The organism is Streptomyces sp. MMBL 11-1, from assembly GCF_028622875.1.
Taxonomy (GTDB): domain Bacteria; phylum Actinomycetota; class Actinomycetes; order Streptomycetales; family Streptomycetaceae; genus Streptomyces.
Genome location: NZ_CP117709.1, coordinates 4,717,145 through 4,733,262, shown reverse-complemented (window position 1 = coordinate 4,733,262; position 16,118 = coordinate 4,717,145). Strand labels below are relative to the sequence as shown.

At 70.2% G+C, this 16,118-nt stretch carries 12 protein-coding genes; 1 reads left to right on the top strand and 11 read right to left on the bottom strand.

Annotated elements, in window-relative coordinates:
- The first annotated feature begins 124 nt into the window (after nt 1-124).
- On the top strand, nt 125-733 hold the full coding sequence (locus tag PSQ21_RS20875; RefSeq protein WP_274035867.1) for a Uma2 family endonuclease: 609 nt from the start codon (nt 125-127) through the stop codon (nt 731-733).
- Nucleotides 734-768: 35 nt separating this feature from the next.
- Here the strand turns inward: PSQ21_RS20875 and recQ are convergent, their stop codons facing one another.
- From recQ to nuoE, 11 genes are all read right to left on the bottom strand, one after another.
- Nucleotides 769-2,826, bottom strand: a complete 2,058-nt coding sequence (gene recQ / locus PSQ21_RS20870) for a DNA helicase RecQ (protein ID WP_274035866.1) — start codon at nt 2,824-2,826, stop codon at nt 769-771.
- Between the two features lie 153 nt (nt 2,827-2,979).
- Nucleotides 2,980-4,644 carry an NADH-quinone oxidoreductase subunit NuoN gene (gene nuoN, locus PSQ21_RS20865; protein ID WP_274032138.1) on the bottom strand — a complete coding sequence of 555 codons (1,665 nt, stop codon included), beginning with the start codon at nt 4,642-4,644 and terminating at the stop codon, nt 2,980-2,982.
- Nucleotides 4,641-6,212 (bottom strand): NADH-quinone oxidoreductase subunit M, encoded by a 1,572-nt coding sequence (locus tag PSQ21_RS20860; protein ID WP_274032137.1) that lies wholly within the window; start codon nt 6,210-6,212, stop codon nt 4,641-4,643. Before PSQ21_RS20860 ends, nuoN begins: the two co-directional genes overlap by 4 nt.
- Nucleotides 6,213-6,216: 4 nt before the next feature.
- On the bottom strand, nt 6,217-8,112 hold the full coding sequence (nuoL, locus tag PSQ21_RS20855) for an NADH-quinone oxidoreductase subunit L (protein ID WP_274032136.1): 1,896 nt from the start codon (nt 8,110-8,112) through the stop codon (nt 6,217-6,219).
- Nucleotides 8,113-8,124: 12 nt separating this feature from the next.
- On the bottom strand, nt 8,125-8,424 hold the full coding sequence (gene nuoK / locus PSQ21_RS20850) for an NADH-quinone oxidoreductase subunit NuoK (protein WP_018960446.1): 300 nt from the start codon (nt 8,422-8,424) through the stop codon (nt 8,125-8,127).
- Nucleotides 8,421-9,287, bottom strand: a complete 867-nt coding sequence (locus tag PSQ21_RS20845) for an NADH-quinone oxidoreductase subunit J (protein WP_274032135.1) — start codon at nt 9,285-9,287, stop codon at nt 8,421-8,423. Before PSQ21_RS20845 ends, nuoK begins: the two co-directional genes overlap by 4 nt.
- A complete protein-coding gene (gene nuoI, locus PSQ21_RS20840; protein ID WP_274032134.1) occupies nt 9,284-9,982 on the bottom strand; it encodes an NADH-quinone oxidoreductase subunit NuoI in 699 nt (232 codons plus the stop codon). The genes PSQ21_RS20845 and nuoI overlap by 4 nt, the downstream gene beginning before the upstream one ends.
- Nucleotides 9,975-11,378, bottom strand: coding sequence for an NADH-quinone oxidoreductase subunit NuoH (gene nuoH / locus PSQ21_RS20835; RefSeq protein ID WP_274032133.1), 1,404 nt, complete (start codon nt 11,376-11,378; stop codon nt 9,975-9,977). Before nuoH ends, nuoI begins: the two co-directional genes overlap by 8 nt.
- The gene (locus PSQ21_RS20830; protein WP_274032132.1) at nt 11,375-13,885 is read right to left on the bottom strand and encodes an NADH-quinone oxidoreductase subunit G; all 2,511 of its coding nucleotides are present in this window, start codon (nt 13,883-13,885) and stop codon (nt 11,375-11,377) included. The genes nuoH and PSQ21_RS20830 overlap by 4 nt, the downstream gene beginning before the upstream one ends.
- Nucleotides 13,882-15,264: an NADH-quinone oxidoreductase subunit NuoF gene (nuoF, locus tag PSQ21_RS20825; protein WP_274032131.1), complete on the bottom strand. Its 1,383-nt coding sequence runs from the start codon at nt 15,262-15,264 to the stop codon at nt 13,882-13,884. Before nuoF ends, PSQ21_RS20830 begins: the two co-directional genes overlap by 4 nt.
- Entirely contained in the window at nt 15,261-16,100 is an 840-nt protein-coding gene (gene nuoE / locus PSQ21_RS20820) for an NADH-quinone oxidoreductase subunit NuoE (protein WP_274032130.1), read from the bottom strand. The genes nuoF and nuoE overlap by 4 nt, the downstream gene beginning before the upstream one ends.
- Nucleotides 16,101-16,118 lie beyond the last annotated feature (18 nt).

Genomic DNA, 16,118 nt, shown 5'->3' with positions numbered 1-16,118 from the left:
GGGACCAGGGAACGGCGGGCCCGGTCAGCGGTGCGCAAGGCGTTCACACGTTCGGGGGAGCCCCGTCCCGTTCCCGGCGGATACGCTGGTCGGGCCCGCGAGACTCCTCCCCATGGGAGCAATGATGAGCATCGAACCCGAGGCCTCCGAGCCGCGGTGGGCGGTCCCGCCCGAGGGCGGCTGGACCGCCGATGACCTGGACACACTCCCGAATCTGCCTCCGCACACGGAGCTGATCGACGGGAGTCTCGTTTTCGTGAGTCCGCAGACCCTGTTCCATTCGCGAGCGGTCGACTTCTTCAACTGGCAGCTGCAGTCCCTGGTACCGCCCGAGCTGGAGGTCGTCCGCGAGTTCACCATCGACATCGACCGCTACAACCGGCCCGAGCCCGATGTGATCGTCATCGACGGTGACGTCATCCAGGATCCGGACCAGACCCGGTTCCCCGCCGAGTCGGTGCGCCTCGCCATCGAGGTCGTCTCGCCCGAGTCCCGGTCCCGCGACCGGGAGACCAAGCCCGTGAAGTACGCCCGTGCGAAGATCTCCCACTACTGGCGGGTGGAGAACCACGACGGGCGGGCCGTGGTGTACGTCTTCGAGCGGGAGCCGGCCACCGGCGCGTACACCTCGACGGGGATCTTCCACGACCGGATGAAGGTGTCGGTGCCCTTCCCCGTGGATCTGGACCTCACGGCGATCACGCCCCGACGCCGGGCGGCGGATCTCGGGTAGATCCGCCGCTCCTCCGCCTCACCGCCCGGTACGGATCACTCGTACTCGGGCGGTTCCTCGTCCCATCCGAACTCGGGGTCGCTGTGCTGCGGGGCCGGGGCGACCGGGGCCTTCGTGCGAGCCGCCGGGGCAGCCGCCGGGCGGGACGCGGGCACGGGAGCCGCGGCGGGGGCCGGGGCCGCCGGTGCGGGAGCTTCCGCCGCCGCCGAAGGCGTCTGCGCCAGGACCTCCAGCACGCCCTCCCCGTACGTCGCGAGCTTCTTCTCGCCCAGGCCGCTGACGCCGCCCAGCTCCGCGAGCGAGGACGGATGCAGGGTCGCGATCTCGCGGAGCGTGGCGTCGTGGAAGATCACATACGCCGGGACGCCCTGCTCCTTCGCCGTCGCCCCGCGCCAGGCGCGCAGCGCCTCGAAGACCGGGACCGCGGCCTCGGGGAGATCGGCGGCGGCCGCCTTGCCCCTGGCGCCCTTGGCCCCGCCGGCGGAGGACGACGACCGGGTTGTCGGCTTCTTCGGCTCCTTGCGGAGCAGCACGTCCCGCTCCCGCCCCAGGACCGTGGCGCTCTCGTCGGTCAGGACCAGCGTGCCGTACTCCCCCTCGACCGCGAGGAGCCCCTGGGCCAGCAGCTGGCGCACCACACCGCGCCACTCCGCCTCCGCCAGCTCCTCGCCGATGCCGAAGACGGAGAGCTGGTCGTGGTCGAACTGGATGACCTTGGCGGTCTTGCGGCCCAGCAGGATGTCGATGATCTGGCCCGCGCCGAACTTCTGGTTCCGTTCGCGCTTCAGCCGCACCACCGTGGAGAGCAGCTTCTGCGAGACGACCGTGCCGTCCCACGTCTCCGGCGGGGTCAGGCAGGTGTCGCAGTTGCCGCAGGCGGGGGCCGTGGGTTCCTGGCCGAAGTAGGTCAGCAGCTGGGCCCGGCGGCACTGGACCGTCTCGCAGAGGGCCAGCATCGAGTCCAGGTGGGAGGCGGCCCGGCGGCGGAACGCCTCGTCGCCCTCGCCGCCCTGGATGAGCTTGCGCTGCTGGACGACGTCCTGGAGCCCGTACGCCATCCAGGCCGTCGACGGCTCCCCGTCACGGCCCGCGCGGCCGGTCTCCTGGTAATACCCCTCGACGGACTTGGGGAGGTCGAGGTGGGCGACGAACCGGACGTCCGGCTTGTCGATGCCCATGCCGAACGCGATCGTCGCGACGACGACGAGCCCCTCCTCGCGGAGGAAGCGCGCCTGGTGGGTGGCGCGCGTCCCGGCGTCCAGGCCCGCGTGGTACGGCACGGCCTCCACGCCGTTGCGGCAGAGGTACTCCGCGATCTTCTCGGTGGAGTTGCGCGAGAGGCAGTAGACGATGCCCGCGTCCCCGGCGTGCTCCTCCTGGAGGAAGGTGAGGAGCTGCTTCTTGGGCTCGGACTTCGGCACGATCCGGTACTGGATGTTCGGCCGGTCGAAGCTCGCGACGAAGTGCTTCGCGTCCGGCATGCCGAGGCGGCGGGTGATCTCCTCGTGCGTGGCGTGGGTCGCGGTCGCCGTCAGGGCGATGCGCGGAACGTCCGGCCAGCGCTCGCCGAGCACGGACAGGGCCAGATAGTCGGGGCGGAAGTCGTGGCCCCACTGGGCGACGCAGTGCGCCTCGTCGATCGCGAAGACGGAGATCTCGCCCCGGGCCAGCAGGGAGAGGGTGGAGTCCAGGCGCAGCCGCTCCGGCGCCAGGTAGAGCACGTCCAGCTCGCCCGCGAGGAACTGCGCCTCCATCGAGCGGCGCTCGTCGAAGTCCTGCGTGGAGTTCATGAAGCCGGCCCGGACGCCGAGCGCCCGCAGGGCGTCGACCTGGTCCTGCATGAGGGCGATCAGCGGGGAGACGACCACTCCGGTGCCCCGCCTGACCAGGGACGGGATCTGGTAGCAGAGGGACTTTCCGCCGCCGGTGGGCATGAGCACGACCGCGTCGCCGCCCGCCACCACATGATCGATGACCGCGCCCTGCTCGCCGCGGAACGACTCGTACCCGAAGACGCGGTGCAGCGTCCGCCGCGCCTCGCTCTCGCCGTCCGTGTCGATGCCGGTGTCGGTCACCGTCCCGGTCACATCCATGGTCACACCCAATGCTCTGTCCCCCGAGGTCCGCACGCCCGGCCCTGTCCGTCCTGCTCTCGTCCCCGTCCACGATAGGCGGAGGCAACGACAACGCCGGACGGTCCGGGAGAACCCGACCGTCCGGCGCTGCTGATCCGCGTACCGCGCGGGCTACCGCACGAACACTCCCGCCTGGCTCGCCAGGTCCAGGAAGAACTGCGGGGCCAGGCCCAGCACCAGGGTGACGGCGACGCCGACCGCGATCGTCGTCATGGTCAGCGGGGACGGGACGGCGACCGTGGGGCCGTCCGCCTTCGGCTCGCTGAAGAACATCAGGACGATGACCCGGAGGTAGAAGAACGCCGCGACGGCCGAGGAGAGCACACCGACGACGACCAGCCCGCCGGCCCCGCCCTCGGCGGCCGCCTTGAACACCGCGAACTTCCCGGAGAACCCGGAGGTCAGCGGGATGCCCGCGAAGGCCAGCAGGAACACCGCGAAGACCGCGGCGACCAGCGGCGAGCGCCGGCCGAGCCCGGCCCACTTCGACAGGTGGGTGGCCTCGCCGCCCGCGTCCCGCACCAGCGTGACGACGGCGAACGCGCCGACCGTCACGAAGGAGTAGGCCAGCAGGTAGAAGAGGACCGAGGAGATGCCCTCCGGGCTGGCCGCGATGACGCCCGCGAGGATGAAGCCCGCGTGCGCGATCGAGGAGTAGGCCAGCAGCCGCTTGATGTCGGTCTGGGTGATCGCGACGACCGCGCCGCCCAGCATCGTGATGATGGCCACCGCCCACATGACCGGCCGCAGGTCCCAGGCGAGGCCCGGCAGCGCCACGTACAGCAGGCGCAGCATCGCGCCGAACGCCGCGACCTTCGTGGCGGCGGCCATGAAGCCGGTGACCGGGGTCGGGGCGCCCTGGTAGACGTCCGGGGTCCACATGTGGAACGGGATCGCACCGACCTTGAAGAGCAGGCCGACCAGGATCATCGCGCCGCCGATGAGCAGCAGCGCGTCGTTGCCCATGGTGTCGGCGAGGGCCGGGTCGATCTCCAGGACCGACCCGTCGACGACGTTGGCGATGTCGGCGTACGCGAGGGAGCCCGCGTAGCCGTAGAGGAGGGCGATCCCGAAGAGGAAGAACGCCGAGGAGAACGCGCCGAGCAGGAAGTACTTCACGGCGGCCTCCTGCGACAGCAGCCGCTTGCGGCGGGCCACGGCACACAGGAGGTAGAGCGGGAGGGAGAAGACCTCCAGCGCGATGAACAGGGTCAGCAGGTCGTTGGCGGCCGGGAAGACCAGCAGCCCCGCCACCGAGAAGAGGAGGAGCGGAAAGACCTCGGTGGTGGCGAAGCCGGCCCGGACCGCGGCCTTCTCGCCCTCACCGCCCGGTACGGCTCCGGCCTGGGCGGCGAAGGAGTCGACCCGGTTGCCGTGGGCGGTGGGGTCCAGCCGGCGCTCGGCGAAGGTGAACACCGCCACCATGGCGACCAGGAGAACGGTGCCCTGGAGGAACAGGGTGGGGCCGTCGATCGCGATGGCGCCCATGGCCGCGATCTGGGCCTTCGTCGTGCCGTATCCCCCGGCCGCGAGGCCGACGATCGCGGCGAACGAGGCGGCGACCGCGACCACGGTCAGGAAGAGCTGGGTGTGGTAGCGGGCCCGGCGCGGCACGAAGGCCTCCACCAGGATGCCCAGGACGGCGGCGACCACGATGATCAGGACCGGCATCAGCTGGGTGTACTCGATCTTCGGCGCCGTGAACGTGCTGCCCGGTGCCGCCGATGTCACCCCGCTCGCCGTCGTCCACAGACTGTGGACAGCTGTTGCGCTCACTTGGCGGCCTCCACCTCGGGCTGGGGGTCCTTCTTCTGTACGTCGGACATGGTGTGCTCCACCGCCGGGTTGACGACCTCGGTGAGCGGCTTCGGGAAGACGCCCAGGAAGATCAGCACGGCGATCAGCGGAACCGCGACCGCCAGCTCCCGGGCCCTGAGATCCGGCATGGACCGGACCGATTCCCGCACCGGCCCGGTCATCGTGCGCTGGTAGAGGACCAGTACGTAGAGCGCGGCGAGCACGATGCCGGAGGTGGCGATGATGCCCGCCACCGGATACGCGCTGAACGTGCCGACGAGGACCAGGAACTCACTGACGAACGGGGCGAGTCCGGGCAGCGACAGGGTGGCGAGCCCGCCGATGAGGAACGTCCCGGCCAGCACGGGGGCGACCTTCTGCACCCCGCCGTAGTCCGCGATGAGCCGTGATCCGCGCCGGGTGATGAGGAATCCGGCGACCAGCAGCAGCGCGGCCGTCGAGATCCCGTGGTTGACCATGTAGAGCGTGGCGCCCGACTGGCCCTGGCTCGTCATCGCGAAGATGCCCAGGATGATGAAGCCGAAGTGCGAGATCGAGGCGTAGGCGATGAGCCGCTTGATGTCGCGCTGGCCGACCGCGAGCAGCGCCCCGTACACGATGGAGACGAGCGCCAGGGTGATGACCACCGGCGTCGCCCACTTGCTGGCCTCCGGGAAGAGCCCGAGGCAGAAGCGGAGCATCGCGAAGGTGCCGACCTTGTCGACGATCGCGGTGATCAGCACGGCGACCGGGGCGGTCGCCTCGCCCATCGCGTTGGGCAGCCAGGTGTGCAGCGGCCACAGCGGGGCCTTGATCGCGAAGGCGAGGAAGAACCCGAGGAAGAGCCACCGCTCGGTGCTGGTCGCCATCTCCAGGGAGCCGTTGGCCCGGGCCTCGGCGATCTCGGAGAGCGAGAAACTGCCCGCGACCACGTACAGCCCGATGACGGCGGCCAGCATGATCAGGCCACCGGCCAGGTTGTAGAGGAGGAACTTGACCGCCGCGTAGGAACGCTGGGTCGCGGCGTTCTCGTCGGTGCCCGCGTGGGCCCGATCGCCGAAGCCGCCGATGAGGAAGTACATCGGGATGAGCATGGCTTCGAACAGGATGTAGAAGAGGAAGACGTCGGTGGCGACGAACGACAGGATCACCATGGCCTCGACCATGAGGATCAGGGCGAAGAAGCCCTGCGTCGGACGCCAGCGCGAGGACTTCGTCTCCTGGGGGTCGGCGTCGTGCCAGCCCGCGACGATGACGAACGGGATCAGCAGCGCGGTGAGGCCGAGGAGCGCCACCCCGATGCCGTCCACGCCCAGCTCGTAGCGGACGCCGAAGTCGGCGATCCAGGACCGGGACTCGGTGAGCTGGTAGCGGTCGCCGCCCGGCTCGAAGCGGAGGAAGACGACGGCCGCCAGGACGAGCGTGCCGAGCGAGAAGAGCAGCGCGAGCCATTTGGCCGCGGTGCGCCGCGCGGCGGGGACCGCCGCGGTGGCGATGGCGCCGATCGCCGGGAGCGCCGCCGTCGCGGTCAGGAGGGGAAAGGACATGTGATCAGACCGCCCTCATCAGCAGGGTCGCGGCGATGACGACCGCCGTACCGCCGAACATCGAGACCGCGTAGGTGCGGGCGTAGCCGTTCTGCATCTTGCGCAGCCGGCCGGAGAGCCCGCCGACCGAGGCGGCCGTGCCGTTGACGACGCCGTCGACCAGGGAGTGGTCCACGTAGACCAGCGAGCGGGTGAGGTGCTCGCCGCCGCGGACCAGGACCACGTGGTTGAAGTCGTCCTGGAGGAGATCGCGGCGGGCGGCCCGGGTGAGGACCGAGCCGCGCGGGGCGACGACGGGCACGGGCTTGCGCCCGTACATCGCCCAGGCGATCCCGACGCCGATGACCAGGGCCACCACGGTGGCTCCGGTGACCGTGGCCGCGCTCAGCGGGGCGTGCCCGTGGTCGTACCCGGTGACGGGCTCCAGCCAGTTGATGAACCGGTCACCGATGGCGAAGAACCCGCCGGCGAAGACGGAGCCGAAGGCCAGCACGATCATCGGGATCGTCATCGACTTCGGGGACTCGTGCGGGTGCGGCGCGTGGCCCTGGGCGTCCGGCTGCCAGCGCTTCTCGCCGAAGAACGTCATCAGCATCACGCGCGTCATGTAGAACGCGGTGATCGCGGCGCCCAGCAGGGCCACGGAGCCGAGGATCCAGCCCTCGGTGCCGCCCTTGGCGAAGGCCGCCTCGATGATCTTGTCCTTGGAGAAGAAGCCGGACAGGCCGGGGAAGCCGATGATGGCCAGATAGCCGAGGCCGAAGGTGACGAAGGTGACCGGCATGTACGTCCGCAGGCCGCCGTACTTGCGCATGTCGACCTCGTCGTTCATGCCGTGCATGACGGAGCCCGCGCCGAGGAAGAGCCCGGCCTTGAAGAAGCCGTGCGTCACCAGGTGCATGATCGCGAAGATGTAGCCGATGGGACCGAGCCCCGCGGCCAGGATCATGTAGCCGATCTGCGACATCGTGGAGCCGGCCAGGGCCTTCTTGATGTCGTCCTTCGCGCAACCGACGACCGCACCGAAGATCAGTGTGACCGCGCCGACGATGACGACGACCAGCTGGGCGTCCGGGGCGGCGTTGAAGATGGCGCCGGAGCGGACGATCAGATAGACACCGGCGGTGACCATGGTCGCGGCGTGGATGAGGGCGGAGACCGGGGTCGGGCCCTCCATCGCGTCGCCGAGCCAGGACTGCAGCGGCACCTGGGCCGACTTGCCGCAGGCGGCCAGCAGCAGCATCAGCCCGATGGCGGTCAGCTTGCCCTGGCTCGTCTCGCCCGCCGACTCCAGCACCGGCCCGAAGGCGAAGGTGCCGAAGGTGGTGAACATCAGCATGATGGCGATCGACAGGCCCATGTCGCCGACCCGGTTGACCAGGAAGGCCTTCTTCGCGGCGGTGGCCGCGGTGGGCTTGTGCTGCCAGAAACCGATGAGCAGGAACGACGCCAGACCGACGCCCTCCCACCCGACGTACAGCAGCAGGTAGTTGTCGGCGATGACCAGGATGAGCATCGCCGCGAGGAACAGGTTGAGATAGCCGAAGAAGCGGCGCCTGCGCTCGTCGTGCTCCATGTAGCCGATGGAGTAGATGTGGATCAGCGTGCCCACACCGGTGATGAGCAGGACGAACGTCATCGACAACTGGTCGAGCTGGAAGGCGATGTCGGCCTGGAAGCCCTCCACCGGAATCCAGCTGAACAGGTGCTGGTGCAGGGCCCGGTCCTCGGCGTCCTTCCCCAGCATGTCGGTGAACAGAACGAGTCCGACGACGAACGAGGCTCCGGCCAGGACGGTGCCGAGCCAGTGGCCGGTCTTGTCCAGGCGGCGTCCGCCGCAGAGCAGGACCGCCGCTCCGAGCAGGGGCGCCGCGACGAGCAGCGCAATCAGGTTCTCCACGTTTCCGACCCCTTACAGCTTCATCAGGCTGGCGTCGTCGACCGAGGCCGAGTGGCGGGAGCGGAACAACGACACGATGATCGCGAGTCCGACGACGACTTCCGCGGCGGCGACGACCATCGTGAAGAACGCGACGATCTGCCCGTCGAGGTTGCCGTGCATCCGGGAGAACGTGACGAGCGCCAGATTGCAGGCGTTGAGCATCAGCTCGACGCACATGAACAGCACGATCGTGTTCCGCCTGATCAGCACCCCGGAGGCGCCGATCGCGAACAGCAGGGCCGCGAGGTAGAGGTAGTTGACCGGGTTCACTTGGCGGCCTCCGAATTCTCCGCCGCGGACGGGGGATTGGCTCCGCGCTCCACGGCGTCCGCGTCCTCACGTCCGAGCCGCTCCCCGGAGCGCTGCTCCAGCGCCTTGAGATCGGCGAGGGACTGCTGCGAGACATCACGGATCTGGCCGCGCTGCCGCAGCGTCTGCATGACGGTGAGCTCGGACGGCGTGCCGTCGGGGAGCAGACCGGGGATGTCCACCGCGTTGTGCCGGGCGTAGACGCCGGGGGCGGGGAGCGGCGGGAGGTGCTTGCCGCGCACGCGCTCCTCGGACATCTCCCGCTGGGTCTTGGCCCGTTCGGTGCGCTCGCGGTGCGTGAGCACCATCGCGCCGACCGTCGCGGTGATCAGCAGGGCGCCGGTGATCTCGAAGGCGAAGACGTACTTGGTGAAGATGAGGTTGGCGATTCCCTCGACGTTGCCGCCGTGGCGGGCGTTGGCCGCGCCGAGCCCGTTGAAGGTGGACAGGGAGGCGTTGCCGATGCCCGCGATCAGCAGCACGGCGAACCCGAGAGCGCACCCGAGGGCCAGCCAGCGCTGCCCCTTGAGGGTCTCCTTGAGGGAGTCGGCGGCGGTGACGCCGACGAGCATGACGACGAAGAGGAACAGCATCATGATCGCGCCGGTGTAGACGACGATCTGGACGATGCCGAGGAAATACGCGCCGTTGGCGAGGTAGAAGACCGCGAGGACGATCATGGTCCCGGCGAGCGACAGAGCGCTGTGCACGGACTTCTTCATCAGCACCGTGGCGAGCGCGCCGATCACGGCGACGGTGCCCAGGATCCAGAACTGGAAGGCCTCGCCGGTCGAGGTGGTGGTGGCTGCGGCCAGCGCGTTCACTCCCCCACCCCCTTGCCCGGCCGGGTGGCGTCGGCGGCCCGAGTGGACTCGATGGGGTCCTCGTCGGGCTTGTCGCCCTCGCCCTTGGACACGGCCGTCTGACGGACCGTGCCGGGGGCGGCCTCGGTGACCACGCCCCGGTAGTAGTCCTGTTCGTCCATGCCGGGGAAGATCGCGTGCGGGCTGTCGACCATGCCCTCCTCCAGGCCCGCGAGCAGCTCGTCCTTGGTGTAGATGAGGCTCTCGCGGGTGGTGTTGGCCAGCTCGAACTCGTTCGTCATCGTCAGCGCCCGGGTGGGGCAGGCCTCGATGCAGAGTCCGCACAGGATGCAGCGCGCGTAGTTGATCTGGTAGACGCGGCCGTAGCGCTCGCCCGGGGAGTAGCGCTCCTCCTCGGTGTTGTCCGCGCCCTCCACGTAGATCGCGTCCGCCGGGCAGGCCCAGGCGCACAGCTCGCAGCCGACGCACTTCTCCAGGCCGTCCGGGTGGCGGTTGAGCTGGTGACGGCCGTGGAAGCGGGGCGCCGTCACCTTCGGCGTCTCCGGATACTGCTCGGTGAGCCGCTTCTTGAACATGGCCTTGAAGGTCACGCCGAAACCGGCCACGGGGTTCTGGAACTTCTCCCCCGGCTCACCCGCCTGCCCCGAGGACCCAGCGGATCCCGATGAGCCCGTGAGCTCTGGTTTCTCAGACACCGCCGGCCTCCTTTCCGTCACTCGCGCTTTCGTCACTCTGAGTATCCGCTCCACCACTGACAACGAGCTCCCGCTCCCGTCGTGGTGTGCGCCTGGGCACCGGCGGCAGGGTCTGTCCGGGCAGCGGAGGCACCGGGAACCCGCCCGCCATCGGATCGAAGGCGGGCTCCGGTCCGGCCGCTTCCTCCTCGGCCCGGTTCCTGCGGTCGCGGAACATGTCGACGACGAACGAGACCAGCAGGATCGCGATCACGACCGCCCCGACGTACAGCACGATCCGGGAGAAGTCGTAGCCCTCGTTGCGCAGGGCCCGGACGGTGGCGACGAGCATCAGCCAGACCACCGAGACCGGGATGAGGACCTTCCAGCCCAGCTTCATCAACTGGTCGTAGCGCACGCGGGGAAGCGTGCCGCGCAGCCAGATGAAGAAGAAGATCAGCACCTGGAGCTTCAGGAAGAACCAGAGCATCGGCCACCAGCCGTGGTTCGCGCCCTCCCAGAACGCCGAGATCGGGTACGGGGCCCGCCAGCCGCCGAGGAACAGCGTCACCGCGATCATCGACACGGTCACCATGTGGATGTACTCGGCGAGCATGAACATCGCGAACTTGATGGAGCTGTACTCGGTGTTGAACCCGCCGACCAGGTCGCCCTCGGACTCCGGCATGTCGAACGGCGCCCGGCTGGCCTCACCGACCATGGTCACCATGTAGATGATGAACGAGACCGGCAGCAGCATGATGTACCAGCGGTCCGCCTGCGCCTCCACGATCGTCGAGGTGGACATCGACCCGGAGTAGAGGAAGACCGAGGCGAAGGCCGCGCCCATGGCGATCTCGTACGAGATCATCTGCGCGGACGAACGGATTCCGCCGAGCAGGGGGTAGGTCGAGCCCGAGGACCAGCCGCCGAGGACGAAGCCGTACACCCCGACCGCGCCGACGGCGAGGATGTACAGCGCGGCGATCGGGAGGTCGGTGAGCTGCATCGTGGTGCGCTGCCCGAAGATCGAGATCTCGTTGCCCGCCGGGCCGAAGGGGATCACCGCGATCGCCATGAAGGCCGGGATCGCGGCGAGGATCGGCGCCAGGACGTAGACCGCCTTGTCCGCGCGCTTGACGATCACGTCTTCCTTCAGCATCAGCTTGACGCCGTCGGCGAGCGACTGGAGCAGCCCCCAGGGGCCGTGCCGGTTGGGGCCGATGCGCAGCTGCATCCAGGCGACGACCTTGCGCTCCCACACGATGGAGAACAGCACGATCAGCATCAGGAACGCGAAGCAGAAGACCGCCTTGATGACGACGAGCCACCAGGGGTCGGTGCCGAACATCGAGAGATCCTCGGCGGCGAGGACGACGCGCTCGGGCGCCGTCGTGAGTGCGGCGAGGCCAGTCACGCTCGTACCTCCGATGGTTCGACGGGAGCACTCGGTGCGGCGGCGGGGCCGATCCGCACCAGGCCTCCGGGGGTCGCGCCGGTGTCGGCGGGGATGCCGCGCCCCACCGAGTTCAGCGGCACCCAGACCACCCGGTCCGGCATGTCGGTGACCGCGAGGGGCAGTTCGACGGTGCCCGCGGGGCCGGTGACGGCGAGCAGGTCGCCGTCCTTGACGCCGGACTCGGCGGCGGTGACCGCCGAGAGCCGGGCGACGGCCGCGTGCCGGGTCCCGGCGAGCGCGGTGTCGCCGTCCTGGAGCCGGCCGAGGTCGAGCAGCATCCGGTGGCCCGCGAGGACCGCCTCGCCGTCGCCGGGCCGGGGCAGCGGCCGCGCGCTCTCGCGCGGGTCCTCGGCGTGGCCGCCCTCCCAGCCGCCGAGCCGGTCCAGCTCGCGGCGGGCGGCGGTCAGGTCCGGCAGGGCGAAGTGCACGTCCATGGCGTCGGCCAGCATGTGCAGCACCCGGGAGTCCGTCGGCGCGAGCGTCCGGGACATCTGCTCGGGCTTGAGCGCCGCCTGGAACATCCGGACCCGGCCCTCCCAGTTGAGGAAGGTGCCGGACTTCTCCGCGACGGCGGCGACCGGGAAGACCACGTCCGCCCGGGCGGAGACCGCGCTCGGCCGCAGTTCCAGCGAGACCAGGAAGCCGACCTCGTTCAGCGCCTGGATGGCGCGGTTCGGGTCGGGCAGGTCCTCGACCCCGACCCCGGCGACGAGCAGCGCGCCCAGTTCGCCGGTGGCCGCGGCCTCGACGATCTGGCCGGTGTCGCGGCCGTGGCGGGTGGGCAGTTCGGCGACCCGCCACAGCTCCGCGACCTCCTCGCGGGCCCGCGGGTCGGTGGCGGGGCGGCCACCGGGCAGCAGGGTGGGGAGCGCGCCCGCCTCCACCGCGCCCCGGTCGCCGGCCCGGCGCGGGATCCACACCAGGCGTGCGCCGGTGGCGGTGGCGGTGCGGACGGCGGCGGACAGTGCGCCGGGCACTCCGGCGAGCCGCTCACCGACGATGATCAGGGAGTGCTCCGCGCGGAGCGCCTCGGCGGCGGCGGCCCCTTCGGCCTCCAGGCCGACGCCGCCCGCGAGCGCGTCCAGCCACTCGGTCTCGGTGCCGGGGGCGGCGGGCAGCAGGGTGCCGCCCGCCTTCACCAGGCCCCGGGTGGCGTGCGAGGCGAGCGCGAAGGTCCTCTGACCGCTCTTGCGATGGGCCTTGCGCAGCCGCAGGAAGACGCCGGGCGCCTCCTCCTCGGACTCGAACCCGACGAGCAGGACCGCCGGGGCCTTCTCCAGCGCGGTGTACGTGACCCCCTCGCCGTCCAGGTCCCGGCCGCGTCCGGCGACCCGGGCGGCCAGGAAGTCGGCCTCCTCGGCGCTGTGGACGCGGGAGCGGAAGTCGACGTCGTTGGTGTCCAGGGCGACCCGGGCGAACTTGCTGTAGGCGTAGGCGTCCTCGACGGTCAGCCGGCCGCCGGTCAGGACGCCGGTACGGCCGCGGGCGGCGAGGAGTCCGGCCGCCGCTGCCTCCAGCGCCTCGGGCCAGCTCGCCGGTTCCAGGACGCCCTCGGCGTTGCGGACCAGCGGGGTGGTGAGCCGGTCGCGCTGCTGGGCGTAGCGGAAGCCGAACCGCCCCTTGTCGCAGAGCCACTCCTCGTTGACCTCGGGGTCGTTGGCCGCGAGGCGGCGCATGACCTTGCCGCGCCGGTGGTCGGTCCGGGTCGAGCAGCCGCCCGCGCACTGCTCGCACACCGAGGGGGTGGAGACCAGGTCGAAGGGGCGGGAGCGGAAGCGGTACGCCGCCGAGGTCAGCGCGCCGACCGGGCAGATCTGGATGGTGTTGCCGGAGAAGTACGACTCGAAGGGGTCGCCCACCCCGGTGCCGACCTGCTGGAGGGCGCCGCGCTCGATCAGTTCGATCATCGGGTCGCCCGCCACCTGGTTGGAGAACCGGGTGCAGCGCGCGCAGAGCACGCACCGCTCGCGGTCCAGCAGCACCTGGGTGGAGATCGGGACGGGCTTCTCGAAGGTCCGCTTCTTGCCCTCGAAGCGGGAGTCGGCGGCGCCGTGCGACATCGCCTGGTTCTGCAGCGGGCACTCGCCGCCCTTGTCGCAGACGGGGCAGTCCAGCGGATGGTTGATCAGCAGCAGCTCCATCACGCCCTTCTGCGCCTTGTCGGCGACAGGAGAGGTGATCTGCGACTTGACGACCATGCCGTCGGTGCAGGTGATGGTGCAGGAGGCCATCGGCTTGCGCTGGCCCTCGACCTCGACGATGCACTGGCGGCAGGCGCCGGCGGGGTCGAGGAGCGGGTGGTCGCAGAAGCGCGGGATCTCGATGCCGAGGAGCTCGGCGGCGCGGATGACCAGGGTCCCCTTGGGGACGCTGATCTCGATGCCGTCGATGGTCAGCGTGACCAGGTCCTCGGGCGGGACCGCCGCCTCGCCGCCCCCGGAGGGCGCACTCGTGGTGACTGTCATGCGTTCACCCCCCGGTGAGCGTTCTTGCCGTCGGTGTTCTTGTCGTCGGCCCAGGCCGTGGACCGGGCGGGGTCGAAGGGGCAGCCCTTGCCGGTGATGTGCTGCTCGTACTCCTCGCGGAAGTACTGGAGCGAGGAGAAGATCGGCGAGGCGGCGCCGTCGCCGAGCGCGCAGAACGACTTGCCGTTGATGTTGTCGGCGATGTCGTTGAGCTTGTCGAGGTCGGCCATCTCGCCCTTGCCGGCCTCGATGTCGCGGAGCAGCTGGACGAGCCAGTACGTCCCTTCGCGGCAGGGTGTGCACTTGCCGCAGGACTCGTGGGCGTAGAACTCGGTCCAGCGGGTGACGGCCCGCACGACGCAGGTCGTCTCGTCGAAGCACTGGAGCGCCTTGGTCCCGAGCATGGACCCGGCGGCGCCGACGCCCTCGTAGTCGAGGGGGACGTCGAGGTGCTCGTCGGTGAACATCGGGGTGGAGGAGCCGCCCGGGGTCCAGAACTTCAGGCGGTGACCGGCCCGGATGCCGCCGCTCATGTCGAGGAGCTGGCGCAGCGTGATGCCGAGCGGGGCCTCGTACTGGCCGGGGCTGGTGACATGGCCGCTGAGCGAGTAGAGCGTGAAGCCCGGGGACTTCTCGCTGCCCATCGACCTGAACCAGTCCTTGCCCTTGTTCAGGATCGCGGGAACCGAGGCGATGGACTCGACGTTGTTCACCACAGTGGGGCAGGCGTACAGACCGGCGACCGCGGGGAAGGGGGGTCGAAGCCGGGGCTGGCCACGCCGTCCTTCGAGAGAGTCGAGCAGCGCGGTTTCCTCACCACAGATGTACGCACCGGCGCCCGCGTGCACCGTGAGTTCCAGATCGAGTCCTGAACCCAGGATGTTCGTCCCCAGATAGCCCGCCTCGTACGCCTCTCGTACCGCCTCGTGCAGACGTCGCAGCACGGGGACGACCTCACCGCGCAGATAGATGAACGCGTGCGACGAACGGATCGCGTAACAGGCGATCACCATGCCCTCGATGAGGCTGTGCGGGTTCGCGAAGAGGAGCGGGATGTCCTTGCAGGTCCCCGGCTCCGACTCGTCGGCGTTGACCACCAGGTAGTGCGGTTTGCCGTCGCCCTGCGGGATGAACTGCCATTTCATCCCGGTGGGGAAGCCCGCGCCGCCGCGTCCGCGCAGACCGGAGTCCTTGACGTACGCGATGAGGTCGTCGGGCGTCATGGCCAGGGCCTTGCGCAGCCCTTCGTAGCCCTCGTGACGGCGGTAGGTGTCCAGGGTCCAGGATTCGGGCTGGTCCCAGAAGGCGGAGAGGACCGGTGCGAGCAGCTTCTCGGGGCTCGTCCCGTTGTGGTCGATCTCGGCGGCCAAGGTCATCACTCCCCCTCCTCGGCTGCGGGCCCGGCCGGGTGCTCCGGGTCGGACGCCGAGGTCTGCTGCGGTGCGTCGTGCGAGCTGAGGTGCTCGGACGGCGAAGGGTCGTGCGGCTGCGCGTCCTGCGGCTGCGCGTCCTGGGGCTGTCCGACGCGCGGGGAGACCACGCGCGCCTGCGGAAGCGCCTCGCCCTTGGCCAGCTTCAGCCCGACGAGGGAGGCGGGGCCCGCGCCACCGGTCGCTTCGACGGCGCCGGGCCGCTCGTCGGGGAAGCCGGCCAGGATGCGGGCCGTCTCCTTGTACGAGCAGATCGGCGCGCCCCGGGTGGGCTCGACGGTCCGGCCGGCGATCAGGTCGTCGACGAGCTGCGTGGCGCTCCGGGGCGTCTGGTTGTCGAAGAACTCCCAGTTGACCATCACGACGGGCGCGAAGTCGCAGGCGGCGTTGCACTCGATGTGTTCGAGCGTGACCTTGCCGTCCTCGGTGGTCTCGTTGTTGCCGACGCCGAGGTGCTCCTTGAGCGTCTCGAAGATGGCGTCGCCGCCCATGACCGCGCACAGGGTGTTGGTGCAGACGCCGACCTGGTAGTCGCCGCTCGGCCTGCGCCGGTACATGGAGTAGAACGTCGCGACGGCGGTGACCTCGGCGGTGGTGAGGTCGAGCGTCTCGGCGCAGAAGGCCATGCCCGTACGGGAGACGTATCCCTCCTCGGACTGCACGAGGTGCAGCAGCGGCAGGAGGGCGGAGCGGCTGCCGGGGTAGCGGGCGAGCACCTCCTTCGCGTCCGCGTCGAGCCGGGCGCGCACCTCGGCCGGGTAGGGGGTGGGGGGGAGCTGCGGCATCCCCAGACTGACGTCTTG

Coding starts and splice junctions, on each gene's coding strand:
- PSQ21_RS20875 (WP_274035867.1), top strand. CDS start 125: ATGAGCATCGAACCCGAGGCCTCCGAGCCGCGGTGGGCGGTCCCGCCC.
- recQ (WP_274035866.1), bottom strand. CDS start 2,826: ATGGATGTGACCGGGACGGTGACCGACACCGGCATCGACACGGACGGC.
- PSQ21_RS20860 (WP_274032137.1), bottom strand. CDS start 6,212: ATGTCCTTTCCCCTCCTGACCGCGACGGCGGCGCTCCCGGCGATCGGC.
- PSQ21_RS20830 (WP_274032132.1), bottom strand. CDS start 13,885: ATGACAGTCACCACGAGTGCGCCCTCCGGGGGCGGCGAGGCGGCGGTC.
- nuoE (WP_274032130.1), bottom strand. CDS start 16,100: ATGCCGCAGCTCCCCCCCACCCCCTACCCGGCCGAGGTGCGCGCCCGG.